Here is a 23,399-nt window from a genome sequence, read left to right as displayed (position 1 = left end):
AATTTGGATGGCCGCAGGAGAAGTCCGGGCGGCCATTTTGTTTTTCAGGACCTCCCGGGCGCTTCGCGGCAAAACCCTTAAGCCGGAGTGTGAGATGACCATCGAACAGCTTGAAAACGGATCCGAACGCTACACCACAGCCGGTGGCGTTTCCGTTCTGCGCCAACGACACGAAACAGCCTATGCCGGCGCGATCGAAGCTTACATCGATGGACTCGACAGTCGCCGTGGTGCGGTTTTCTCGTCGAACTACGAATATCCCGGCCGTTACACGCGCTGGGACACGGCGATCATCGATCCGCCGCTGGTGGTGAGTTCGCGCGGGCGCGCCATGAAGGTCGAAGCGCTCAACAAACGCGGCGAGGCTCTGCTGGCGATCGTTGCGCCGCATCTGCACGGGCTCGATGGCGTCGCGGTGGAAAACAGCGCGGACCGCGTCGTGCAACTGACCATCGCCGAGCCCAGCGGTGCGGTGATCGAGGAAGAGCGCTCGCGCATTCCATCGGTGTTCACGGTGCTGCGCGCGGTCACCAACCTCTTCAAGTCGTCGGACGATGCCAATCTCGGCCTTTACGGCGCCTTCGGCTACGATCTCGCCTTCCAGTTCGATCCGGTCGATCTCAAGCTCGAACGCGCCACCAGCCAGCGCGACCTCGTGCTTTATCTGCCGGACGAAATCCTGGTGGTCGACCACTACACCGCGCAGGCCTGGCATGACCGCTACGACTTCGCGGCGGGCGGGGCGAGCACGCGAGACATCGCGCGCGAAACGCAGTCTGAGCCGTTCCGCACCGCCGACCGCATTCCACCGCGCGGCGACCATGAGCCGGGCGAATATGCGAAGCTGGTGGAGCGCGCCAAGGACAGTTTCCGGCGCGGCGATCTGTTCGAGGTCGTGCCCGGCCAGACGTTCTATGAGCGCTGCGAAACCAAGCCATCGGCGATCTCGCGCAAGCTCAAGGCGATCAATCCGTCGCCCTATTCTTTCTTCATCAATCTGGGCGAGGGCGAATATCTCGTTGGCGCATCGCCTGAAATGTTCGTGCGCGTGTCCGGTCGCCGGGTGGAAACTTGCCCGATTTCCGGCACGATCAAGCGCGGCGAAGATGCGATTGGCGATGCCGAGCAGATCATCCAGCTGCTGAACTCCAAGAAGGACGAGTCCGAGCTGACCATGTGCTCGGATGTCGACCGCAACGACAAGAGCCGCGTTTGCGAGCCGGGTTCGGTGCGCGTCATCGGCCGGCGACAGATCGAGATGTATTCGCGCCTGATCCATACGGTCGACCATATCGAAGGCCGGCTACGTGAGAACATGGATGCGTTCGACGCCTTCCTGTCGCATGCCTGGGCGGTCACCGTGACCGGCGCGCCGAAGCTGTGGGCCATGCGCTTTCTCGAGCAGAACGAGAAAAGCCCGCGCGCCTGGTATGGCGGTGCGATCGGCATGGTGCATTTCAACGGCGACCTGAATACGGGTCTGACGCTGCGCACCATCCGCATAAAGGATGGCATCGCCGAAGTGCGCGCCGGCGCGACGCTGCTGTTCGATTCCAACCCGCAGGAAGAAGAAGCCGAAACCGAGCTGAAGGCTTCCGCCATGCTGTCGGCTATCCGTGAAGCGCAGGCCGGCAATGCCGCTGTTGCGCAGCGCGAGGCTTCGAAAGTGGGCGAGGGCGTGTCGATCCTCCTGGTCGATCATGAAGACAGCTTCGTTCACACGCTGGCCAACTACTTCCGACAGACGGGCGCAAACGTCACCACGGTGCGCTCGCCCGTTCCAGAAGAAGTGTTTGAGCGAGTGAAACCGGATCTCGTCGTGTTGTCGCCGGGACCGGGCACACCGACCGACTTCGATTGTAAGGCGACGATCAAGAAGGCTCGTTCACGCGATCTGCCGATCTTCGGCGTCTGCCTTGGTTTGCAGGCGCTGGCGGAAGCCTATGGCGGCGAACTCAGGCAGCTGCATGTGCCGATGCATGGCAAGCCCTCGCGCATCAGCGTGTCCAAGCAGGGCGTGATCTTCTCCGGCCTGCCGAAGGAGGTCACGGTCGGCCGCTATCATTCGATCTTCGCCGATCCGGTCCGCCTGCCTGATGGCTTCGTCGTGACGGCCGAAACGGAAGATGGTGTGATCATGGCTTTCGAACATGCCAGCGAGCCGATTGCCGCCGTGCAATTCCATCCCGAATCGATCATGACGCTGGGGGGCAATGCCGGCATGCGGATGATCGAGAACATCGTCGCGCATCTGCCGCGCAGGGCCAAGGTGAAGGCGGCCTGATCGTCTGATCAGGTATGGGCAGGCCGGTTCGACCTGCCCGACATGGCGCTGCAAAGGGTGAGATCGTGACTGCAATCGAGACGGATGAAGGGCCGAAGCGAACGGCCATGCGGCTTGCAGCCGGATCGATCGCGATCGGCTTTTTCGTCATGGGCCTCAAATTCGTTGCCTGGTTCCTCACCGGCTCAGTTGCGCTTTATTCGGACGCGTTGGAATCGATCGTCAATGTCGTGGCGGCATCGGCCGCCCTGTGGGCAATCTCGGTCAGCCACAAGCCGGCCGATCTCGACCACCAGCATGGGCACCATAAGGCCGAATATTTCTCGGCCGTGCTGGAAGGCGTGCTGATCGTCATCGCAGCCCTGCTGATCCTGATGGAAGTCTGGCGCAAATGGGAAGCGCCCTCGACGCTGGAAGAGCCCTGGATCGGCCTCGCCATCAATGGCGGCGCTGCGGCAATCAACGGCGTTTGGGCCACCGTGCTGATCCGGCGCGGCACCAAAGCGCGCTCGCCGGCACTTGTTGCCGATGGCCACCACATCATGACCGATGTCGTGACCTCGATCGGTGTCATTGCCGGCTTGATCGCCGCCGTGCTGACAGGGCTGAAGTTCCTCGATCCGCTGTTAGCGGCCCTGGTTGCGCTCAACATCCTGTATCAGGGCTGGAAGGTTATCACCGGCTCGCTCAGCGGACTGATGGATGTCGCGGTGGACGTGCATGAAAACATGCGCATTCGCGACATCATCTCGCATCATTCGGCTGGCGCGCTCGAAGTGCATGATCTTAAGACGCGCATTGCGGGCCGTGCGACCTTTATCGAGTTCCACATGGTGGTGGATGCCGCCATGACGGTCGGCCAGGCCCATGTCATCTGCGACCGCATCGAGGATGCGTTGCGCGCGGAAATCCCCAGCGTGCGCGTCATCATCCATGTCGAGCCGGAAGACGAAGCAAAGCTGCCTCCAGGCACGACGGCTATCCCGTTCGCGTGAGGCATCGATAGACAGAAATGGAACAACCGAATGGATGAGCTCGAAAAAGCGGCCAAGGGCATGCTTTACGATGCCAATTACGATGCAGCCGTGTTGGAAAAGCGTAAAGCCGCAAAACGCATCCTGCATCGCTTGAACAGGCTTTCGCCGGACGAAGACGCGGAACGGAATGGACTGATCCGGCAGTTGCTGGGCAAGACCGGCGAACGCTTCGTGTTCGACGGGCAGTTTCACTGCGATTTCGGGTTCAACATCGAGATCGGCGAGGACTTCTACGCCAACGTCAATTTGGTGATCCTTGATGGGGCAAAGGTGGTGATCGGCAACAATTGCTTCATCGCTCCGAATGTCGGCCTCTTTACCGCCGGCCATCCGCTCGATCCGGAGCGGCGCAACAAGGGGCTGGAATATGCCCTGCCGATCACGATCGGAAACGATGTGTGGATCGGTGGCGGCGTGTCCGTGATGCCGGGCGTGACGGTTGGCGATGGCGCGATGATCGCCGCCGGCACGGTCGTCACGAAGGATGTGCCGCCAGGCGTGATCTTTGCTGGTAATCCTGGGCGGGTGATCCGGGAAATCACCGAAAAAGACGGTGAACGCACCGATTTCTCTCGCAAGTGATCGCCCTCGGATGCGAGCGGCACGTCGGGCATGAGTGAAGTGCAATCACAGCCGCCAGCCGGGTTCGGCGTTTGGCCGCCTCTCTTGCAGTGGCTGCTGCTGATTGCCGGCTCGGTTCTCCTTGTGTTCGTTTTCGAGGCCATCGGCATGCCGGCGACCTTTCTTCTGGCGCCCATGATCGCCGGGATCGTGGCCGGCGCATTGGGCGCGACGATTGCGCTGCCGCGCTTTGCCTTCAATGGGGGCCAAGCGGTGCTCGGCATTCTCGTTGCGGCTTCGATCTCGCCCGATCTGGTGGGCTCCTTTCTGTCGCACTGGACGCTGTTCCTGTTCGTCGTCCTATCGACGCTGTGCGCCAGCAGCCTGTCGGGCTACCTGATCAGCCGCTGGAACATCATGCCCGGAACGTCAGGCGTGTGGGGCTCGGCTCCGGGGGCCGCCACCGCCATGGTGCTGATGGCCGAAGCCTTTGGCGCCGACACGCGGCTCGTCGCCTTCATGCAGTATTTCCGGGTGGTGATCGTCACGGTGGTGGCTGCGCTCGTTGCGCGCTTCTTTGTGGATACAAGCGCCGTCGTTGCCGCCCCCATTCCTTGGTTTCCACCGCTTGATCCACTGGCCTTCGGCTCAACGCTCCTCGTTGCCGCGGTTGGTGCGACGCTGGGCATGCTGGCGCGGCTGCCGTCACCGTTCTTTCTGGGTGCGATGGTTCTGGGCATCGTGCTGGAGTTTTCGGGATTGGCGACGTTCCAGCTGCCGCAATGGCTGCTGGCGCTGAGTTATCCGATGATCGGCTGGACGATCGGGCTCAAATTTACGCGCCCGATTTTGGGACATGTCCTCCGTATTTTGCCGCAAATCGCCGCTTTTATTCTCGTTTTGGTGATGTTTTGCGGCGGGCTGGCCGCGCTTCTGGTCATTTTCACCGACATTGATCCGCTCACCGCCTATCTTGCAACAAGCCCCGGCGGCATGGATTCGGTTGCGATCATCGCGGCCGCTTCCAAGAACGTGAACCTGTCTTTTGTGATGAGCGTGCAGATGCTGCGCTTCCTGATCGTGCTTCTGTTCGGCCCGGCGCTGTCGCGGCTGGTGGCGAAGCTGGTGACGCGCCGGACGGTTTGAGCCGAAGCTGTGCGCATCATTGATGCGTCGGCAACCTCTGGCTTGTTTGTTTCATGCGCCTGGGCTATGCAGCTGATCATGACGACGCGCACCGCCATTTCTGCGATGAACACAGCCGCTCCCGCGGGTGCTGTTACGCGCGCGCTTTTCTCCTCGCTTCTCCTTCTTAGCTGCGATCGCCGGGCTCGCTGAGGAGCACCCGGCGGTCGTTGTGCCGCCAGGCAACCAGCTCCTTGATCCCTTTCGCATAAAGTTCTGAGATTTGCGCCCGATCGAGGCGCTGGAGACGACGAGAATGAACGCCAATCCCCCCATGCAGACCCAATCCGCCAAGCCCGTTCGCGGCATGCCCGATGCGTCGCGCAAGTACCAGCCTTATCCGGCGATAAACCTTTCCGACCGCACCTGGCCGACCAAGCGCATCGAAAAGGCACCCGTCTGGTGCTCGGTCGATCTGCGCGACGGCAACCAGGCGCTGGTTGATCCGATGGGGCATGAGCGCAAGGCGCGCATGTTCAAGCTCTTGCTCGACATGGGTTTCAAGGAAATCGAGATCGGCTTCCCCTCGGCCTCGCAGACCGATTTCGACTTCTGTCGCTGGGCGATCGAAGAGGGTGGCGTGCCAGAAGACGTGTCGTTGCAGGTCCTGGTGCAGTGCCGCCCGGAACTGATCACGCGCACCTTCGAAGCGTTGCAGGGCGCAAAGAAGCCGATCGTCCATTTCTATAATTCGACCAGTGAGTTGCAGCGCCGCGTGGTGTTCGGCAAGGATGTTTCGGGGATCAAGCAGATTGCCACCGATGCGGCCAAGATGATCGTGGACATGGCCGCGAAGGCTGGCTCCAAGGACGCGTTCCGCTTCCAGTATTCGCCGGAAAGCTTCACCGGCACCGAGCTGGAAGTGGCGCTGGAAATCTGCAATGCGGTCACCGAGATCATCGATCCGACGCCGGACAACAAGCTGATCCTCAACTTGCCGGCGACCGTGGAGATGTCGACGCCGAACATCCATGCCGACCAGATCGAGTGGATGAGCCGAAATCTCGACCGCCGCGATTCTATCATCCTGTCCCTGCATCCGCACAACGACCGCGGCACGGGTATTGCCGCGACCGAATTGGGGTTGATGGCGGGTGCCGATCGCGTCGAGGGCACCTTGTTCGGTAATGGCGAGCGCACCGGCAATGTCGATGTCGTGACGCTGGCCCTGAACATGTACACGCAGGGCGTCGATCCGGAACTGGACTGCTCCGACATCAACCGGATGAAGGATGTCTACGAATATTCCAACGAGATGAAGATCCCCGAGCGCCACCCTTATGTCGGTGAGCTGGTTTATACGGCCTTTTCGGGCTCGCATCAGGACGCCATCAACAAGGGCATGAAGGCGATCAAGACCGCCAACAAGCCGCAATGGGAAGTGCCCTATCTGCCGATCGACCCCGCCGATGTCGGCCGCAACTACGAGGCGATCATCCGCATCAACTCGCAGTCGGGCAAGGGCGGCATCGCTTATGTCTTGCAGGCGGACTACGGCCTCAACCTGCCGCGTGCCTTGCAGGTCGAGTTCAGCAAGTTGGTCCAGCACATCACCGATGTCGAAGGCAAGGAGTTGCCTGTCAAGCGCATCCACGACGAGTTCATGCGCGAATATGTCGAGCAGCCGGAAGGGCGCATCAAGTTCGTGGATCACACAACGCATACCGATCCCTCCAACCGGCAGCGCCGGACGCTCGAAGCGGTAATCACCGACGGCGGCCAGGAAGTCACGATTACGGGCACCGGCACCGGGCCGATCGACGGCTTCATGGACGCGCTGTCGCGTCATCTCGGCGTCGAGATGAGCGTGGCCGATTATTCGGAACATTCGATGCAGCGCGGCTCGAACGCGGCGGCCATCTCTTACGTCGAAACGGATTATCCGGGCGGCAAGCTGTTCGGCGCCGGCATCAACACCAACATCGTGGCCGCTTCGCTGGAAGCGATCTGCTCGGCGGCGAACCGCATCCTCGCCAAGCAGCAGGCATAACCGGTCACGAGCAGGGGCGGGCGCTCACGCGTTTGCCCCTGGCCGCCCTCTCGGCTAGAGCGGAAGCGTTCAACCGGGAGGAGCCGATCTTGAGCGAGCCGACACAAGCACAGCGCCTGTACGCCTTCATCAAGGGCACCGGGCCGAAGACCATCGTGCTGCTGCATGGCTTCGGCGGCTTTCACGGGGTGTGGTCTGAGATACAGCCTGGACTGGTTCAGGGCGCCGGAGTGCTGGCCTACGACCTGCCCGGGCATCATCGATCGCTGAGCTATCCCAATGCAGGACCGGCTGGTGTGGCGGTCAAGGCGATCCTGGCGGATCTTCAGGCGCGCGGGATCACGCGGGCGCATTTTGTCGGCCATTCGATGGGCGGTGCAATTGCGAGCTTGATTGGTTTGCGTGCACCGGAAGTCGCTGAATCCCTGACGCTGCTGGCGCCGGGCGGTTTCGGGCCTGAGATTAATGCCGATCTTCTGCGACGCTATGGAGCGGCGACCAACGCGGATGAACTCCGCTCCTGCCTTAACGAGATGTCCGCGCCGGGTTTCGCAATGCCGACAAAATGTGTGGTCGGTTTGGCCGCATCGCGCGGCGCTCGCGGGCAGCGCGAGAAGCTGGTGGAGATCGCGGCTGCCATCACGAAGGGCGAACGGCAAGGTGAGATCCCGCGCGACATGCTGGCGACACTCACCATGCCGGTGACGGTTGTTTGGGGCACCGAAGACACGGTGCTGCCGTTCAGCCAAACCCAGGACCTTCCGCTCAACTTCAAGCTCGAAGTGCTGGCGGGCAGGGGCCACATGCTGATGGAAGAAGCGCGCGAAACCGTGCTGCGTATCATCCGCCGGACGACCCGCTAGGCAGCAACATCATCCTGCCGAAGATTCCAGAATTTCGCAGCCTGTGCAGGCTGGAAGAAACGTCGTAGACGGCCATATTTTCCGTGTTAACGTAAAACTAACCATACGGGCCGGAGTACGCGTATCATGAGCGAGCCCCAACGCAGCGACGAGCCGAAGGGGTCCGGCCTCAGCCTCCTGAACATCATCCGTGACGTGCGCAGCGCCGAAGCCGATCGTGCCGACGTGGTTGTGGAGCTGCGCGAAGCCGAGCGCATGCGGCTCGAGTTGATGGTGCAGGAGTTGCAGCCCGTGCTGAGCGAGGTGGATGCCAGTGATCCACGTTTCGACTTTGTGATTTCCTCCGGCTTGCAGCCCCGCTTCTGGATCGATGCCGCCAGCCATGTCGCGATGGGACGCGATCGGCGCACCTATCGCTTTGTCAGGGATACGCGGCTCGGCCGGGTGGTGCTGGCGGATTCCAGCGATCTCAAGCCCGTTGCCGAACAGGTTGCACGCTACATCGCCGAGCGCATCGTCGAGCGCCAGCGCCTGCTGGATGGCGAGGTCGTACGGATCGGAGGTACGCCTGAGGGTTCAGGCGAGTCGGCAGCCCATGAAGCCAAGCGGATGCCGCGCGAATGGTCAATGCTGCTTGGTGGGCTGGCGCTGATCGGCGCCGGCGCGCTTGTCGGCCTTTCGGTGGCGGCGGCCTATGCCTGGTTGCAGGGGTGGCCGCTTATCCCCGGTTAGATCGGCGTCGGGCTGATCGGCTGAACATCGACCGGGCGTGCGGCTTGGCCTGTTAGCTGGAAACTCGAATGTTCATAGATCTCTCGCGTGGTGCGCGACAGCCCACGGCGCATCATGTGGATCGACCAGTTGTCCGGCTCGCCGCTAATGGTGAACAGGTTGAAATGCGAAAGCGGCTTGCCTTCGCCGACCGATTCGCCCGCTGCGGCGACACCCACCACTGGAACGCGGTTCTTCGGCCCATCTATCCAGTGCACCGTCGACAGATGGGTATGGCCGTGCAGTACGAGGTCGGCGCCGTGTTCCCGGATGACATCCTGGAAGCGCCCGATGCCGAACAGCCGTTTATGTGCGGCCGTGGCGCCATGCACCGGCGGGTGATGGATCATCACGACACGAAACAAGCCATCCTTCTTGGCTCGATCCAGCAGCACCCGCATGCGGTCGGCCTGATCGTCCCGGAAATAGCCGCTGGCCATGAACGGCGCGCTCGCCCTGGCGGACGTCGCGCCGATAAAGGCGACGTTGCCCCGCACGCGCAGATAGGGAAACGACTTGCGGCTGATCGGCCCTTTTTCGCCGTCGCCCGCCATATACTTGCCCCAGGCCACGCAGATCTTGTCGAACGCGCCCGGCACATAGGCGTCATGGTTTCCCGGCACCAGCGACACGGCTTCTGAACCGCCGAATTCCTGAAGCCACAAACGCGCGACCTCGATCTCGGCATCCAGCGCGAGATTCACGAGATCGCCAGTCAAAGCGATATGGTCGGGATTGATCTTCTTGATGTCCGCCGTCAGCGCATTGAGCACTGCATCGTCGAGTACCCCCTTGCGGTTACGCTGCCAATTCACGTAGCCCGTGATGCGCTTGGACGCGAGTTGGCGAACGGTGACTTCCGGAAGGGGACCGAGATGAATGTCGGAAAGATGTGCGAGACGGAACATGTTTCCCTCTTAGAATGCGGCACGCCCCGATGGAAGGGAAATACCTGCCTGATCACCCGCGCTTTATCGGCGGGAAGAAACTCTTGAACGCGCGAAACTGGCTTTTGGCTGCGGGGCCGCGCTTTCGTCGTGCCCGCATGCGGTTGTTTCATCTGTTCTTCGTGATGACACGGCCGATGACCTTGGGTGCTCGCGCTCTCATCTGGGATCGGCAGCAGGGTACCGTTTTTCTCATCCGGCATACTTATGTGCCAGGCTGGCAACTGCCGGGCGGCGGTGTGGAGGCGGGGGAAACCGCTGTGGAAGCCTTGCAGCGCGAGATTGTCGAGGAGTGCAATATCGAGATCAAAGGCCACCCGCAGTTGAAGTCGATCCACTTCAACCGCCAGGCGAGCCGCCGCGACCACATTGCGATCTATCTCGTGACGGATTTCACCGTTTTAGGAGAGCGTCCGGGCGACCATGAGATTGCCGAAGCGCGGTTTTTCCCGGTGACCGCACTGCCGGAAGACACAACGCCGGCCACGCGTCGGCGCATTGTCGAGATCATCAGCGGGATCGCCCCGCATGAAGACTGGTAGCCGGCTGAGTCTTAGCCGAAGCGCGCGCGGTCGTGCGGCGCATCGTAATCCACCGCAGGACCTTTCGGCACGATGCCGGTCGGATTGATGGTGGGATGGCTGCCGTAATAATGGTGCTTGATGTGGAAGAGATCGACGGTCTCTGCCACGCCTTCCACCTGGTAGAGGTCGCGCAGGTAGTTCGACAGGTTGGGGTAATCGGCAATGCGCTGCCGATTGCACTTGAAGTGGCCGACATAGACCGGATCGAACCGCACCAGCGTCGTGAACAAACGCCAATCTGCTTCCGTCAGCTGGTTGCCGGTCAGGTAGCGCTGTTGTTCGAGCCTTTCTTCCAACTGGTCGAGCGTGCGGAACACATCGTCGAACGCGCTTTCATAGGCGTCCTGCTTGGTCGCGAAGCCCGCGCGATAAACGCCGTTGTTCACGTTCGGGTAGATCAGCGCGTTGGTTTCGTCGATCGTCCCGCGCAATGCTTCCGGGTAAAGATCGAGCGAGGCGTCGCCCCATTCGTCGAAAGCCGCATTCAGCATGCGGATGATCTCGGAGGATTCGTTGGAGACGATCGTGTTCTCTTGCTTGTCCCACAGAACCGGCACGGTCACGCGGCCTGAATAGGTCGGCTCGGCGCGGGTGTAGATCTGGTGCAGGAACTCGGATCCGAACAGGCTGTCGCCAGTGGCGCCGTCCTCGCTTAGGAAGGTCCAACCATTTTCGCCCATGTGCCAGTGTACGATATCGACGGAGATGATGTCTTCGAGCTTTTTTAGCTTGCGAACGATCAGCGTGCGGTGCGCCCAGGGGCAGGCGAGCGATACATAAAGATGATAGCGGCCGGGCTCGGCCTTGAAGCCGCGGGTGCGGCCTTCGGCAGGTTGGCCATCCCTCGTCACCCAGTCACGGAAGCGCGAAGCGTCGCGCTCGAACTTGCCGCCGCTTCTGCTTGTATCGTACCAGGCGCGGTCCCACTTGCCGTCGATCAGCTGTCCCATGACGCTCTCCTTGTCTGCCTGTTCATGGATCTAGGGCTCTGCCGTGCGTTTCTAAAGCGTTGCCTGATGAACACTGCGTCGCTTCAAGGCCATGGACGACGCTGCGGAACAGTGATAGCGAGCACGGAGGAGACGAACCGCATGATCTGCATTATCCGACGACGAACGGGCTCGCGCGCTTAAAAGAAGCGCAGATGGACAGTCGCGCCCCTGCGCGGCACACGAACCCCTCTCTCGGATCTTCCCTCATGTTTCCTGGCGCCATCGCCTACCTGGCCGAACTGCCGGCCCACGATGTTGAAATTGACGCGATCAATGACGAGGCCTTTGGCCCCGGCCGCTTTGCGCGCGCAGCCTACAAGATTCGCGAAGGCGGGCCGCATGATCGCAGACTGTCCTTTGTGGCGATGGCCGGCGATCAGGTGGTTGGCTCGGTGCGCTTGACGCCGATCGCGGCCGGAGAGGGCAGGGGGCATATGCTGGGGCCGCTTGCCGTGCGGCCGGCCTTCAAAAGCGCCGGCATTGGTCGCACGCTTGTGGCGCTAGCGCTGGATGCCGCGCGAGTCGCGCGCTCGCCGCTGGTGATGCTAGTGGGCGATGCCCCCTATTACGGGCCGCTTGGTTTCGTTCGGGTGCCGTTCAACCAGATCGAAATGCCACGGCCGGTTGATCCCACTCGGTTGCTTGCCTGCGAGTTCGTGCCGGGTTCGCTGGCGCGGCTGCGCGGGCCGCTCGATCATGCCGACCGCATCATAAGGCCGGAGGTCGTGACGGTAGAACAGCCGGCAGATGAACCTGCTGCCGAGCCTTTGCGCGCGGCAAGCTGATCGGGTCAGTGGCCGTCGAAGGCGATCAACGTGTTGACCTGGACGCCCAGCGCTTCCAGCTTCTTGCGGCCGCCGAGCTCGGGCAGGTCGATGACAAAGCAGGCGGCGACGATGTCGGCACCCATCTGCGTCAACAGCTTCACCGCGCCTTCCGCCGTGCCGCCGGTGGCGATCAGGTCGTCCACCAGGATCACGCGCTCGCCCGGCTTCACCGCGTCGCGATGCATCTCCATTTCGTCGACGCCATATTCCAGGCTGTAGGCTACGCGCACGGTTTCATGCGGCAGCTTGCCTTTCTTCCGGATCGGCACGAAGCCGGATGACAACTGGTGTGCCATCGCGCCGCCGAGGATAAAGCCGCGCGCTTCGATGCCGGCGACCTTGTCGACCTTCAAGCCGGCATAGGGATGAACCAGTTCGTCGATCGCGCGGCGGAACGCACGGGCATTGCCAAGCAGTGTAGTGATGTCGCGGAACTGCACTCCGGGCTTGGGATAATCAGGGATCGTGCGGATCGACTGGTCGAGGAAGTCTTCGAGGGAACTCTTCATGGCTCCACCTTGCAGGTCGGGGAACAAAAGAAAAGGCGCCTGACGGCGCCCTTTCAGTTTTTGATGGGAGAGCGAGGCTTAGTGCGCCACGCCGGCCCACACCTTGCGCTTGGTCATCCACAGCAGGCCGATGAAGAGCATCAGGAAGATGATGACGCGGAAGCCGATCATCTTGCGCTCGTCCAAGTGCGGCTCGGCAGCCCACATCAGGAAGGCCGAAACGTCGCGCGAATACTGGTCGATCGTCTGCGGCGAACCGTCTTCGTAGGTGACCTGATCGGCCGAAATTGGCTGCGGCATGGCCAGCGACTTGCCCGCGATGAAGTACGGGTTGTAATGCGTGCCTTCCGCGACTTCCATGCCTTCCGGCGGGGTTTCTTCGTAGCCCGTCAGCAGCGCATGAATGTAGTCTGGACCACCTTCCGCATACTGCGTGAAGACGTCGAACACGAAGCGGGGGAAGCCGCGTTCCACCGTGCGTGCCTTGGCCATCAGCGACAGATCAGGCGGGGCTGCACCGTTGTTGGCGGCGGAAGCCGCTTCGTCGTTAGGGTATGGTGACGGGAAGTGATCCGACGGCAAAGCGGCACGAGTGAACATTTCACCATCCGCATTTGGGCCGTCCGTCACTTCGTATTCGGCGGCAAGCGCCCGAACCTGCTCGGCGGAATAGCCGAGGTCTTCGAGGTTGCGGAAGGACACAAGGCGCAACGAATGGCAGGCTGAGCAGACTTCCTTGTAAACCTTTAGGCCACGCTGCAACTGGCCCTTGTCGTAGCGACCGAGCGGACCCGCGAAGCTCCAATCCAGTTCCGCCGGGCGGTGGATCGGAAAATGCGTTGGGTTCGCTTCGTTATGGGCTTCTTCCTGTGCGAGGGCGGCAGTTGCCATCGTCGCGCCAAGGCAAAGTGCCGCCAGTCCCGAGAGGATCTTTTTCATCATGTCGTCCTTTCGAGTCCTGGGCTCAAGCCTTGGTCTCAGGCGCAGCAGCTGCGCCCGCCGGATGTGCGGCGGCACTTCCGTGGTTCTTCGCAAGCACCGCTTCCGTGATCGAGTTCGGCAGGCGACGCGGCGTCTCGATCAGACCGAGAACCGGCATGATGACGAGGAAGAAGCCGAAGTAGTAGAGCGTCGCGAGCTGAGCCATGACTACGTAAGGCGGTTCTGCCGGGCGCGAGCCGAGCCAGCCGAGCAGAATCGAGTCGACCACGAAGAGCCAGAAGAACAGCTTGTACCAGGGGCGGTAAACGGCCGAGCGAACCTTCGACGTGTCGAGCCAGGGCACGAAGAACAGAACGGCGATGGCGCCGAACATGGCCAACACGCCGCCGAGCTTGGAGTCGATCGGTCCGATGTTGAAGGTGATGGCGCGCAGGATCGCATAGAACGGCAGGAAGTACCATTCCGGAACGATGTGGGCCGGGGTCTTCAGCGGGTTGGCGACGATGTAGTTATCGGGGTGGCCAAGGAAGTTCGGCAGGTAGAAGACGAAGTAGGCGAAGAGCAAGAAGAACACCACCATGCCGAGCGCGTCCTTGACGGTCGCGTAAGGCGTAAAGGGGATCGTGTCCGTCTTCGACTTCACCTCGATACCGGTGGGGTTGGTCTGACCCGTGACATGCAGCGCCCAGATATGGAGCACGACGACGCCGGCGATCATGAAGGGAATGAGGTAATGCAGCGAGAAGAAGCGGTTCAGGGTCGGATTGTCGACCGCGAAGCCGCCCAGGAGAAGCTGCTGCACCCATTCGCCGGCCAGCGGAATGGCGGTGAAGAAGCCGGTGATGACGGTTGCGCCCCAGAAGCTCATTTGGCCCCAAGGCAGAACGTAACCCATGAAGCCGGCAGCCATCATCAGAAGGAGGATGATGCAGCCAAGTATCCAGAGCAGTTCGCGCGGCGCCTTGTAGGAACCGTAGTAAAGGCCGCGGAAGATATGGATGAACACGGCGAAGAAGAACATCGATGCGCCGTTCGAATGCAGGTAGCGCAGGAGCCAGCCCGAATTCACGTCGCGCATGATCTTTTCGACGGAGTCGAAGGCCAGCAGCGTGGAGGCCGTGTAGTGCATGGCCAGCACGACGCCGGTCAGAATCTGGACCACCAGCATGATGCTGAGAATGCCGCCGAATGTGTAGGCGTAGTTCAGGTTGCGTGGCGTCGGATAGGAGATGAAGCTGTCATGCATCAGCCGCGGCAGCGGCATGCGTGCATCGATCCAGCGTCCAATTCCGGTCGTCGGCGTATAAGTCGAATGTCCACCGCTCATAGTCTGCTTCTCTCGCCTTAACCGATCCGGATCGTGGTGTCCGAGATGAACTCGAACGTCGGAACCGCCAGGTTCTGCGGAGCAGGGCCTTTGCGGATGCGGCCGGCTGTATCGTAATGCGAGCCGTGGCACGGGCAGAACCAGCCGCCGAAGTCACCGGACTGGCCGAGCGGCACGCAGCCAAGATGGGTGCAGGAACCGACCATGACGATCCAGTTTTCCTTGCCTTCACCGGCAGAGCGATCGAGGTCGCTCGCCTGCGCATCGGCGGGAAGATTGGCGTTGCGGGCGATCGGGTCCTTGAGCTCGGCCAGGGGAACCTTGTTGGCTTCTTCCAGCTCGGCCGGCGTGCGGTTGCGGATGAAGATCGGCTTGCCGCGCCATTTGGCGGTGATGGACATGCCCGGTTCCACACTGGAAACGTCCACATCCACCGTGGCGAGTGCCAGCGTGGATGCGTCCGGGCGCATCTGATCGATGAAGGGCCAGGCCACGCTTGCAGCGGCCACGACACCTGCCATACCTGTCGCGATATAAAGGAAATCGCGCCGGGTCGGTTCGGCGGTTTCGTTTGCGCTCACGGAATAGTCCTCCTGACCGTCGAGCCAATGGCTCCGTTGTCTCATCGCCTTGTCGACGTTATCCGCCGGCTGGGGACCACCAGATCATGCACGCGCGCCGTGAAGCCGCCACGGAATCCCTGGTAGTTTGCGGCATTTTCTAGGCGTCTGCGAGGGGGTTGTCCATATGGTCGCAGAACGGGTGGGCAGTTTGTCGCAACATAGTTGCAAGTGCCTGCCAGGGCTCACGATTCTAGCGCCGGCTCTACTTGGCGCCCAGCCGGACAAGAACCGCCTGGGGAATGGCGAGGTCGCGGATGGCCCCATCGTGGCGGCGCATGCCACAAAGCTCGCGCTGGATAAAGAAGCCATGCACGGCGTCCGCCGCAGCCTTGAGCAATGCAGGGCGATCGGGATGATCGGGCCCGGCCTCCGCAAGCTTCGTGAGCGCTTTCGCGGCCTGCGTACCGGCGCGGCCAAGCGACGACGCCTTTTCGCCTGCGATCTCCGTGTTGAGCGCATCGAACAGGACATCGCCAGGATGCACGCTGCCAAAGTGGGATGGGAGACGAAGGCTCATGATGACCTATTCCGCTGCGAGCCGATCGGCCAGGAAGCCGCCGGACTGGCGCTTCCAAAGCTGGGCGTAAAGGCCGTCGCGCGCAACAAGCTGATCATGCGTGCCTTCTTCCACGATTCTCCCGCCGTCCAGCACGACGATGCGGTCTAGCGCCGCGATGGTCGACAGGCGATGCGCAATCGCGATGACTGTCTTGCCATGCATCAGCTCGCTCAGACTGTCCTGAATGGCTGCTTCAACCTCGGAATCGAGCGCTGACGTTGCTTCGTCTAGCACCAGGATCGGCGCGTTCTTCAGCATCATGCGGGCAATCGCGATACGCTGGCGCTGGCCGCCGGACAGCTTCACGCCGCGCTCCCCGACATGGGCGTTATAGCCGGTGCGGCCCTTGGGATCGCGCACGCCCAGGATGAAATCATGCGCCTTGGCTTGGGTTGCGGCGGCGATGATATCGTTTTCCGTGGCGTCCGGGCGGCCATAAGCGATGTTGTCGCGGATCGAGCGGTGCATCAGCATGGGATCCTGGCTGACGACGCCGAATTGCTGACGCAGCGAGGTCTGCGTCAGGCTGCGGATGTCGCGGTTGTCGACCAGGATGCGGCCGGCTTCGACATCGAACAGGCGCAGTGCCAGGTTCACCAGCGTCGTCTTGCCGGCGCCCGAAGGGCCGACCAGCGCGACGCGCTCGCCGGGCTGAATGTGCAGATTGAGGTGGTCGATGACGCCACCGGCCTTGCCATAATGGAAAGAGACATCATCGAAGCGCAAATCGCCGCTGGCGCGTGGCGCGACGATCGCATCCGGCGCATCCTGGATGCCGGGCTTCACCGAGATCGTGCCGGTAGCGTCCTGAACGGTGGCGAAGGAGCGGATCAGGCCGTTGATGTTGAACATCATGTAGCCGGACATCTGGTTGAGCCGGAACACGAGGCCTATCGCGGTAGCGACTTGACCGGTTGAGGCCTCACCGACCTGCCAGCTGTAGATCGCAAGCAGGGCAACGCCCGCCATCATGAAACCGTTGAGGATGGCAATCGCGCCGCGGACGCGGGTGATGCCGCGCGTCATCTGCTTCACGGCGGTGAGATATTGCGCCATGCCTTCGCGCACGAAACCATGTTCGCGGCCGCCGCTGTCGAACAGTTTGACGGCCATGATGTTGGTGAAGGCATCCACCAGCCGACCGTTAACCAGCGAACGCTCGTCGGCCGTCTTGCGACCGGCGGCACGCAGCGGCGGCAGCAAAACCCAGGCGGATGCGAGATAGCTCGCGAGCCACAGAGCCAGGACTACGCCCATTAGCGGATCGAGCGTCGACAGGATCGTCGCGGCCAGGATCAGGAAGGTGACGAAGCTCCACATGGTCTGGAGCGACGAGGTAATAAAATCGCCGGTGGCTTCGCCGCCCTGCAGGATCTTGGTAGCGATGCGACCAGCAAAATCGTTCTGGTAGAACTCATAGGGCTGGTCGATCACGCGCCGAAACGCCTGCCAGCGAACGAGCTGGTAGAAGTTGGGCACGACGACTTGCTGCTCGACCACGGCGTTGCCGATCATGATCGCGGCACGCACGAACAGGACAAGCACGAGGAAGGCGAGGAGATGCGGCCAGTAATCGGCAACCAAAGTCGCGGGATTGGCGGTGTCGAGAATGTCGATCAGCCAGCCGACCGACCAATACAGCGCCGCATCCACCGCGCCGGACAGACCGCCGGCGATCAGAAGCAGGATAAACGGCCCTTTCGCCTGTTTGGCGAAGAACAGGATGAAGGCCCACGCATCACGCGGCAGCACTTCGCGCGGCGTATCGCCGAACGGATCGATGACGTTCTCGGCGCGCTGCCAGGCACGCTCGCTCAGGGACAAAGGTGTGGACAGGGAGGGATCGGGGGTCAGCACAAGCATAACATAGTGTTTGCCTGCCTGCACTGACACCCCGGCCGCCTTATTCTGCTGCCAGATCCTTCGGCCTTTCGGCCTGCGCCCCGATTGCCTCGGCCTCTTCCTGCATCAGGAAGCCGCCGGATTGGCGCTGCCAGAGCTGGGCATAAAGCCCGCCCCGGGCCACCAGCTCGTCATGCGAGCCATCCTCGATCACCCGCCCGCGATCCATCACGATCAGCCGGTCCATGGCCGCGATGGTGGAGAGGCGGTGCGCGATGGCGATCACCGTCTTGCCTTCCATCAGGCGGTACAGGTTCTCCTGGATCGCCGCTTCGACCTCGGAATCCAGCGCCGAAGTTGCCTCGTCGAGGATCAGGATCGGCGCGTCCTTCAGCATGACACGGGCAATCGCGATGCGCTGGCGCTGGCCGCCGGAGAGCTTGACGCCGCGATCGCCGACATAGGCATCATAGCCCGCACGGCCCTTGTGATCGCGCAAAGCGGCGATGAAGGTTTCGGCTGACGCGCTTTCGGCCGCGCGCTTGACCATCGCATCATTGGCATCCGGCCGGCCATACAGGATGTTGTCGCGCACGGAGCGGTGCAGAAGCGACGTGTCCTGCGTGACCATGCCGATCTGCGCGCGCAAACTGTCCTGCTGAACCTCCGCGATGTCCTGACCGTCGATCAGGATACGGCCGCTTTCCACGTCGTAGAAGCGCAGAAGCAGGTTCACCAGCGTCGACTTGCCGGCGCCGGAACGACCGACCACGCCGACCTTTTCGCCGGGACGGATGGTCAGCGAGAGATCACCGATGATGCCTTTGCCCTTGCCGTAATGGAAGCCGACGCGATCGAAGCTGATCTCGCCCTTGGTCACGGCGAGCGGCTTGGCGCCGGGAACGTCTTCCACCACGCGCGGCAGCGAGATCGACTGGATGCCGTCCTTCACCGTGCCGACATTCTCGAACAGCGCGGAGACTTCCCACATGATCCATTGCGACATGCCCCACAGGCGCAGCACGAGGCCAAGGGCCACTGCAACGGCGCCGATCGAGACCAGATCGCCCAGCCAAAGCCACAGCGCAATGCCGGCAACGGAGGCCAGAAGCAGGGCGTTGAGGATGTAAAGCGAGCCGTAAAGACCGGTCACCAGCCGCATCGAGCGGTAAACGGTCTGCAGGAAGTCGAACATGCCTTCGCGGGCATAGGATGACTCGCGCTTGGCGTGGCTGAACAGTTTTACCGTCTGGATATTGGTGTAGCTGTCGACCACGCGTCCGGTCATCAACGAGCGCGCATCGGCCTGTTCGGCCGCGACCTTGCCGAGGCGCGGCACGAAGAAGAACAGCAGGCCAATGTAAGCCGCAAGCCAGACGGCTAGGGGTGCCGCCAGCCGGATATCGGCCGAGCCGACGATGAACAGCACGCCCAGGAAGTAAACGATGACGTAGTTCAACACGTCGATCAGCTTGATGACGCATTCGCGCACGGCGAGCGCCGTCTGCATCAGCTTGGTGGCGATGCGGCCGGCGAACTCGTCCTGATAGAAGCTCATCGACTGCTTCAGCAGATAGCGATGCACCTGCCAGCGGATGCGCATGGGATAGTTGCCCATCAGCGTCTGCTGGCTGATCAGTGAATTGAGCACCACCGTCGCAGGCAGTGCGATCAGCACGATCGCGCCCATGCCGATCAGCTTCCAGCCTTCGGTCTGCAGGAAGGTTTCGCGGTTTTGCGCCGACAGCCAGTCCACGATATTGCCGAGAAAGGCGAACATCCAGACTTCGGCCAGTGCGATCGCGGCCATCAGGATCGCGGCAAGGATGATGAAGGGCCATGAGCCCCTGGTGTAATGCAGGCAGAAGCCGACGAGCGTCTTCGGGGGCTCGACGGGTTCTTCGTTGGGGAAGGGGCTCAGGCGGGATTCGAACCAGCGGAACATGGGATCAATCTCGTACTAAAAAGCGGTCGCGAGCGGCTGTTGAAGCCGGATGGTCATGACGGAAGCGGGCAAAGCACCTTCAGCCGACGAAAAGCGGGTGAAGGTGGATGAAGACCGAAAAGCAAGAACAACGACATGGCGAAACCTCGGAACGGAAAGAACGGTCCGGCGGGGTTCGAGACGCTGCTTGGAAGAAAAGCTTGAAGAGGTCGCGAAGCCGCCGTCAGGCGCCGAATGGCCGAAACATTGGCCGGAGAAGGGCGCGCGGGATGTTTACATTGATCATGTTTTCCATCCTTGTCCCCTCTGGTTCGCGTTGATGTCGGCGGCTTCATAGCCTAGTTGCGCGCAAACGGCCAGTCACGGGAATGGTATTTTGCCTTAACGGCAAGCAGCGCCAATCCCATCCGACACGCCATCTTGAACGGACACGTATCATGAGCGACCTGCGCATCGCGCTTTATCAGCCAGAAATCCCCGGAAATACGGGAGCGGTGCTGCGCCTCGGCGCCTGCCTTGGGGTTGCCGTCGACATCATCGAGCCGACAGGCTTCGACATTTCCGACAAGAACCTGAAGCGCGCCGGCATGGACTATCTGGAAATGGCAGCGCTGCGCCGCCATACGGATTTCGAAGCCTTTGAAGCATGGCGCAAAGAAGAGGGCCGGCGCCTGCTTTTGCTCACGACCAAGGGTGCAGTGCCTTACACACAATTCGCCTTTGCGCCCAACGACATCATCCTGTTCGGACGGGAATCTGCCGGTGTGCCGGAAAGCGTGCATGCCCTCGCCGATGCGCGGCTTACCATCCCGATGATGCCCGGTGCGCGCAGCCTCAACCTGTCGGTCTCCGCGGCAATTACATCCAGCGAAGCCCTGCGCCAGTTTTCCGTTGCAGGTTGAAGGAGTTGCGCGCCGTGGCCAACGATGTGATTCAAGCTGTTGACGCAGAGAGTCACGCAACGATTCTCGCTCTCAACAACGATCATGCGCAGGAGCTGTCTCTACTATCGGCCGAGGACCTCGCCCAAATGGTCGCGGGTGCGTTTCATGCACGGCGGATTGGCGAGGGCGATGCTTTCCTGCTGACCTTTGATCAGGACGCGGATTACAGCAGCCCGAACTTCCTGTGGTTCAAGGCGCGCTATCCGCGCTTCGTTTATGTGGACCGCATCGTGGTGTCGCCGAAAGCACGGGGACGTGGGCTGGCCCGGCTGCTTTACGAAGATCTGTTTGCGCGCGCTCAAGAGGCCGGGCATCAACGGATCTGCTGCGAGGTGAATGCCGAGCCGCCGAACCCGGCCTCGGATGCGTTCCATGCAGCGCTCGGCTTCGCCGAAGTCGGGCAGGCGGCGATCCATGGCGGCACGAAGACCGTGCGCTACTTCTTCCGAGCCTTGTAGCGAAGGGCTTAGCGCCCCTCGCGATACCACATCGCGCCGATCGCCATCAGCAGCAGAGCGAGACCGAAGAAGCCGCCGAACAAGGGTGTGCGGCTGACGGATTGCAGCACGCTGTCGTCAGTGACGCGCAGGCCCATCCAATCGCGGCCATTGGTTTCGCCGTTGCCACTGACCGGCACGATGTTGGGCAGGCTGAGGCCAGTGACGCCGCTTTCGAGCCGCCGAACGCTGCCGCCGGTTTCATCCGCAACCGGCTGGAGCCGCTCCGTCGTGGACACGACATCGGCGAATTCCGGTGCATTGAGCGGGCCGACATGGGCAAGCGCCGTCAGGTCGCCATTGGCGATCTGGTAAAGCCCGACCTCGTCGGTTTCCAGGCTGCCTGTGAACAGGCCGGGCTGGTTGGAGGTCAGCGGGATCTGCAGCCGCTTTCCGGTCGGCGAAATCACGCTGGCCGGGCCGGGATCATCGCTCATGGTCTGACGCGTGACGTTCAGCACCATGCCGCGGCCGTCCGCGATGAGGCGTTCTTCCTCGAGTTCCGGCTCCTTCATCAGCCAATGCGCAATGCGGCGGTACAGCGAGACATGCGGGCCGCCGCCTTCATAGCCGCGTGCCCAGAGCCAGCCCTGGTCCGACAGGAACATGCCGACACGCCCTTCGCCCTTGCGCTCGAGCACCAGCAACGGCCGGTCGCCCGCACCCTTCATCACCACTTCGCCTTGCGTACTGTCGACGCCGATCTGGCGGAACCAGCGGCTCCAGCGGGGCGGCTCCTGCGCCGAACCCTCCAGTCCGCGCGTGACGGGATGACGCTGGCCGAGATCGGTGAGGCGCGGATAGAAACCTTCTTCCACGACTTCGCCAGAGGGCAAAGCGGGCAAGGCCGACATCAGCGGCGTGTTGGCGATCGACTGCCCGCCGGCATATTCGGGACCTGCCGCGATCAGCAGCGCGCCGCCGTTTTCGACATATTCTGCGATGTAGTCGTAATACAGGATCGGCAGTACGTCGCGGTGCTGGTAGCGGTCGAAGATGATCAAGTCGAAGTCGTTGATCTTGTCGACAAACAACTCACGTGTCGGGAAGGCAATCAGCGACAGTTCGTTGATCGGCGTGCCGTCCTGTTTCTCAGGGGGGCGCAGGATCGTGAAATGCACGAGATCGACGGAGGCGTCGGACTTCAGCAGGTTGCGCCAGGTGCGCTCGCCGGCATGCGGTTCGCCGGACACCAGCAGCACGCGCAGGTTCTCGCGAATGCCGTCCAACAGCGCCACTGCGCGATTGTTGGTGGTGGTGAGTTCGCCTTGGACGCCTTCCACCGCGAATTCCACGATGTTGCGGCCGGCGGTCGGGATGGTGACCTCGACGGTCGCCGGCTGGCCCACGATGGCGCGCTCGGTCGCGACCGGATTGCCGTTGATCGACACGCGCACATTGACCGCTTCGCCTTGACCGGCAGTGTCGAGCACGCGGTAGGTCATGGGGATCGGCTTGTCGACGAGGCCGAAGCGCGGCGCGTTTTCCAGCCGGATGCGCCGGTCGCGCTCGCCGTCCTCGCCGGTGATCAGCGAATGGACCGGCGCTTCGAAGCCAGGATTGCCGTTGGCCGGCACGTCATGCACCTGGCCGTCGGTCACCATGATCGCGCCCGCAATGCGTGACGGCGGCACGTCGCGGAAGGCGCTGTCTAGTGCGCCGAATAGTTTGGTGTCCGTGCGCTCTTCGGCAGACGCGGCCTGACCCGCTTCGATCTCGCGCACTTCGAACTGGTCGAAGCGCGCCAGCCGCGTTTTCAGCTCGGCCAGTGCCGCATCGGTCTGCGCGCTGCGGTCGCGAATATCCTGGCTCTGGCTGCGATCCACGACGAGCGCTACGACGCTCTTCAGGGGCTGGCGCAGTTCGTCGAGCAGAACCGGGTTGAGCAAGGCGAGCGCAAGAGCGGCCAGCGCAGCCAAGCGGAACAAGGCACCGCGCTGCCGTCGCCACAAAGCCAGCACCGCGAGCAGCGCCATGGGGATGGCGAGTAGGCCCAGCGTGGTCCAAGACAGCAGCGGCTCGAAGGAGAGCGACCAGGTCATCGTGTGCACCCTCGCGGCCGTCGTTTACCCCCCTCTGGCCTGCCGGGCATCTCCCCCTCAAGGGGGGACAGGGGCAGCTTGGATGCCGGCTCTTTGTTTGCAAGGCTTGCACCCAGTGCAGGGTCAAA

At 62.1% G+C, this 23,399-nt stretch carries 22 protein-coding genes; 12 read left to right on the top strand and 10 right to left on the bottom strand.

The genetic code is table 11. From position 1 onward, the window contains the following. Positions 1 to 94: 94 nt before the first annotated feature. The 7 genes from IE166_RS07830 (at position 95) to IE166_RS07800 (ending at position 8,652) form a co-directional block, all read left to right on the top strand. The gene (locus IE166_RS07830) at positions 95 to 2,284 is read left to right on the top strand and encodes an anthranilate synthase (RefSeq protein WP_189502881.1); all 2,190 of its coding nucleotides are present in this window, start codon (positions 95 to 97) and stop codon (positions 2,282 to 2,284) included. Positions 2,285 to 2,391: 107 nt separating this feature from the next. Next, positions 2,392 to 3,279, top strand: coding sequence for a cation diffusion facilitator family transporter (locus tag IE166_RS07825; protein WP_189503296.1), 888 nt, complete (start codon positions 2,392 to 2,394; stop codon positions 3,277 to 3,279). A 30-nt stretch (positions 3,280 to 3,309) separates the two neighbouring features. Further along, positions 3,310 to 3,903 (top strand): sugar O-acetyltransferase, encoded by a 594-nt coding sequence (locus IE166_RS07820; protein WP_189502880.1) that lies wholly within the window; start codon positions 3,310 to 3,312, stop codon positions 3,901 to 3,903. A 30-nt stretch (positions 3,904 to 3,933) separates the two neighbouring features. After that, the gene (locus IE166_RS07815) at positions 3,934 to 5,028 is read left to right on the top strand and encodes an AbrB family transcriptional regulator (protein WP_189502879.1); all 1,095 of its coding nucleotides are present in this window, start codon (positions 3,934 to 3,936) and stop codon (positions 5,026 to 5,028) included. A gap of 346 nt (positions 5,029 to 5,374) precedes the next feature. Then, positions 5,375 to 7,057, top strand: coding sequence for a 2-isopropylmalate synthase (gene leuA, locus IE166_RS07810; RefSeq protein ID WP_189503295.1), 1,683 nt, complete (start codon positions 5,375 to 5,377; stop codon positions 7,055 to 7,057). Positions 7,058 to 7,146: 89 nt separating this feature from the next. Further along, positions 7,147 to 7,920, top strand: coding sequence for an alpha/beta fold hydrolase (locus IE166_RS07805; protein ID WP_244641357.1), 774 nt, complete (start codon positions 7,147 to 7,149; stop codon positions 7,918 to 7,920). Positions 7,921 to 8,046: 126 nt separating this feature from the next. Further along, positions 8,047 to 8,652, top strand: a complete 606-nt coding sequence (locus IE166_RS07800; protein ID WP_189502878.1) for a hypothetical protein — start codon at positions 8,047 to 8,049, stop codon at positions 8,650 to 8,652. On the opposite strand, the gene IE166_RS07795 is transcribed toward IE166_RS07800, so the two are convergent. Then, a complete protein-coding gene (locus IE166_RS07795) occupies positions 8,649 to 9,599 on the bottom strand; it encodes a metallophosphoesterase family protein (protein ID WP_189502877.1) in 951 nt (316 codons plus the stop codon). The genes IE166_RS07800 and IE166_RS07795 overlap by 4 nt on opposite strands. Before the next feature lie 137 nt (positions 9,600 to 9,736). On the opposite strand from IE166_RS07795, the gene IE166_RS07790 reads away from it, so the two are divergent. Beyond that, positions 9,737 to 10,180, top strand: a complete 444-nt coding sequence (locus IE166_RS07790) for an NUDIX domain-containing protein (protein WP_244641418.1) — start codon at positions 9,737 to 9,739, stop codon at positions 10,178 to 10,180. Between the two features lie 11 nt (positions 10,181 to 10,191). Here the strand turns inward: IE166_RS07790 and IE166_RS07785 are convergent, their stop codons facing one another. Next, positions 10,192 to 11,172, bottom strand: coding sequence for a glutathione S-transferase family protein (locus IE166_RS07785; RefSeq protein WP_189502875.1), 981 nt, complete (start codon positions 11,170 to 11,172; stop codon positions 10,192 to 10,194). Positions 11,173 to 11,420: 248 nt separating this feature from the next. On the opposite strand from IE166_RS07785, the gene IE166_RS07780 reads away from it, so the two are divergent. Then, a complete protein-coding gene (locus IE166_RS07780) occupies positions 11,421 to 11,999 on the top strand; it encodes a GNAT family N-acetyltransferase (protein ID WP_189502874.1) in 579 nt (192 codons plus the stop codon). A 5-nt stretch (positions 12,000 to 12,004) separates the two neighbouring features. On the opposite strand, the gene IE166_RS07775 is transcribed toward IE166_RS07780, so the two are convergent. The 7 genes from IE166_RS07775 to IE166_RS07745 form a co-directional block, all read right to left on the bottom strand. Beyond that, on the bottom strand, positions 12,005 to 12,550 hold the full coding sequence (locus tag IE166_RS07775; RefSeq protein ID WP_189502873.1) for an adenine phosphoribosyltransferase: 546 nt from the start codon (positions 12,548 to 12,550) through the stop codon (positions 12,005 to 12,007). A 78-nt stretch (positions 12,551 to 12,628) separates the two neighbouring features. After that, on the bottom strand, positions 12,629 to 13,489 hold the full coding sequence (locus IE166_RS07770) for a cytochrome c1 (RefSeq protein ID WP_189503293.1): 861 nt from the start codon (positions 13,487 to 13,489) through the stop codon (positions 12,629 to 12,631). 25 nt (positions 13,490 to 13,514) lie between these two features. Then, positions 13,515 to 14,819 carry a cytochrome b gene (locus IE166_RS07765; protein ID WP_189502872.1) on the bottom strand — a complete coding sequence of 435 codons (1,305 nt, stop codon included), beginning with the start codon at positions 14,817 to 14,819 and terminating at the stop codon, positions 13,515 to 13,517. Positions 14,820 to 14,836: 17 nt separating this feature from the next. Continuing rightward, a complete protein-coding gene (gene petA / locus IE166_RS07760) occupies positions 14,837 to 15,445 on the bottom strand; it encodes a ubiquinol-cytochrome c reductase iron-sulfur subunit (RefSeq protein ID WP_189502871.1) in 609 nt (202 codons plus the stop codon). A 199-nt stretch (positions 15,446 to 15,644) separates the two neighbouring features. Continuing rightward, on the bottom strand, positions 15,645 to 15,959 hold the full coding sequence (locus tag IE166_RS07755; protein WP_189502870.1) for a DUF6665 family protein: 315 nt from the start codon (positions 15,957 to 15,959) through the stop codon (positions 15,645 to 15,647). Between the two features lie 6 nt (positions 15,960 to 15,965). After that, on the bottom strand, positions 15,966 to 17,864 hold the full coding sequence (locus IE166_RS07750) for an ABC transporter ATP-binding protein (protein WP_189502869.1): 1,899 nt from the start codon (positions 17,862 to 17,864) through the stop codon (positions 15,966 to 15,968). 40 nt (positions 17,865 to 17,904) lie between these two features. Continuing rightward, positions 17,905 to 19,788, bottom strand: coding sequence for an ABC transporter ATP-binding protein (locus tag IE166_RS07745; RefSeq protein ID WP_189502868.1), 1,884 nt, complete (start codon positions 19,786 to 19,788; stop codon positions 17,905 to 17,907). A 55-nt stretch (positions 19,789 to 19,843) separates the two neighbouring features. Between IE166_RS07745 and IE166_RS07740 the strand changes: the two genes are divergently transcribed. The 3 genes from IE166_RS07740 (at position 19,844) to IE166_RS07730 (ending at position 21,190) form a co-directional block, all read left to right on the top strand. Continuing rightward, positions 19,844 to 20,125 carry a hypothetical protein gene (locus IE166_RS07740; RefSeq protein ID WP_189502867.1) on the top strand — a complete coding sequence of 94 codons (282 nt, stop codon included), beginning with the start codon at positions 19,844 to 19,846 and terminating at the stop codon, positions 20,123 to 20,125. A 100-nt stretch (positions 20,126 to 20,225) separates the two neighbouring features. Then, on the top strand, positions 20,226 to 20,690 hold the full coding sequence (locus tag IE166_RS07735; protein ID WP_189502866.1) for a tRNA (cytidine(34)-2'-O)-methyltransferase: 465 nt from the start codon (positions 20,226 to 20,228) through the stop codon (positions 20,688 to 20,690). 14 nt (positions 20,691 to 20,704) lie between these two features. Further along, complete coding sequence (locus IE166_RS07730; RefSeq protein WP_244641356.1) at positions 20,705 to 21,190, top strand: GNAT family N-acetyltransferase; 486 nt, start codon at positions 20,705 to 20,707, stop codon at positions 21,188 to 21,190. Positions 21,191 to 21,198: 8 nt separating this feature from the next. On the opposite strand, the gene IE166_RS07725 is transcribed toward IE166_RS07730, so the two are convergent. After that, the gene (locus IE166_RS07725; protein ID WP_189502865.1) at positions 21,199 to 23,271 is read right to left on the bottom strand and encodes a hypothetical protein; all 2,073 of its coding nucleotides are present in this window, start codon (positions 23,269 to 23,271) and stop codon (positions 21,199 to 21,201) included. Positions 23,272 to 23,399 lie beyond the last annotated feature (128 nt).

This window comes from Tianweitania populi (assembly GCF_014652875.1).
Lineage (GTDB): Bacteria > Pseudomonadota > Alphaproteobacteria > Rhizobiales > Rhizobiaceae > Tianweitania > Tianweitania populi.
The sequence above is the reverse complement of the archived record's forward strand: the minus strand, read 5'-3'. Positions and strand labels throughout refer to the sequence as shown.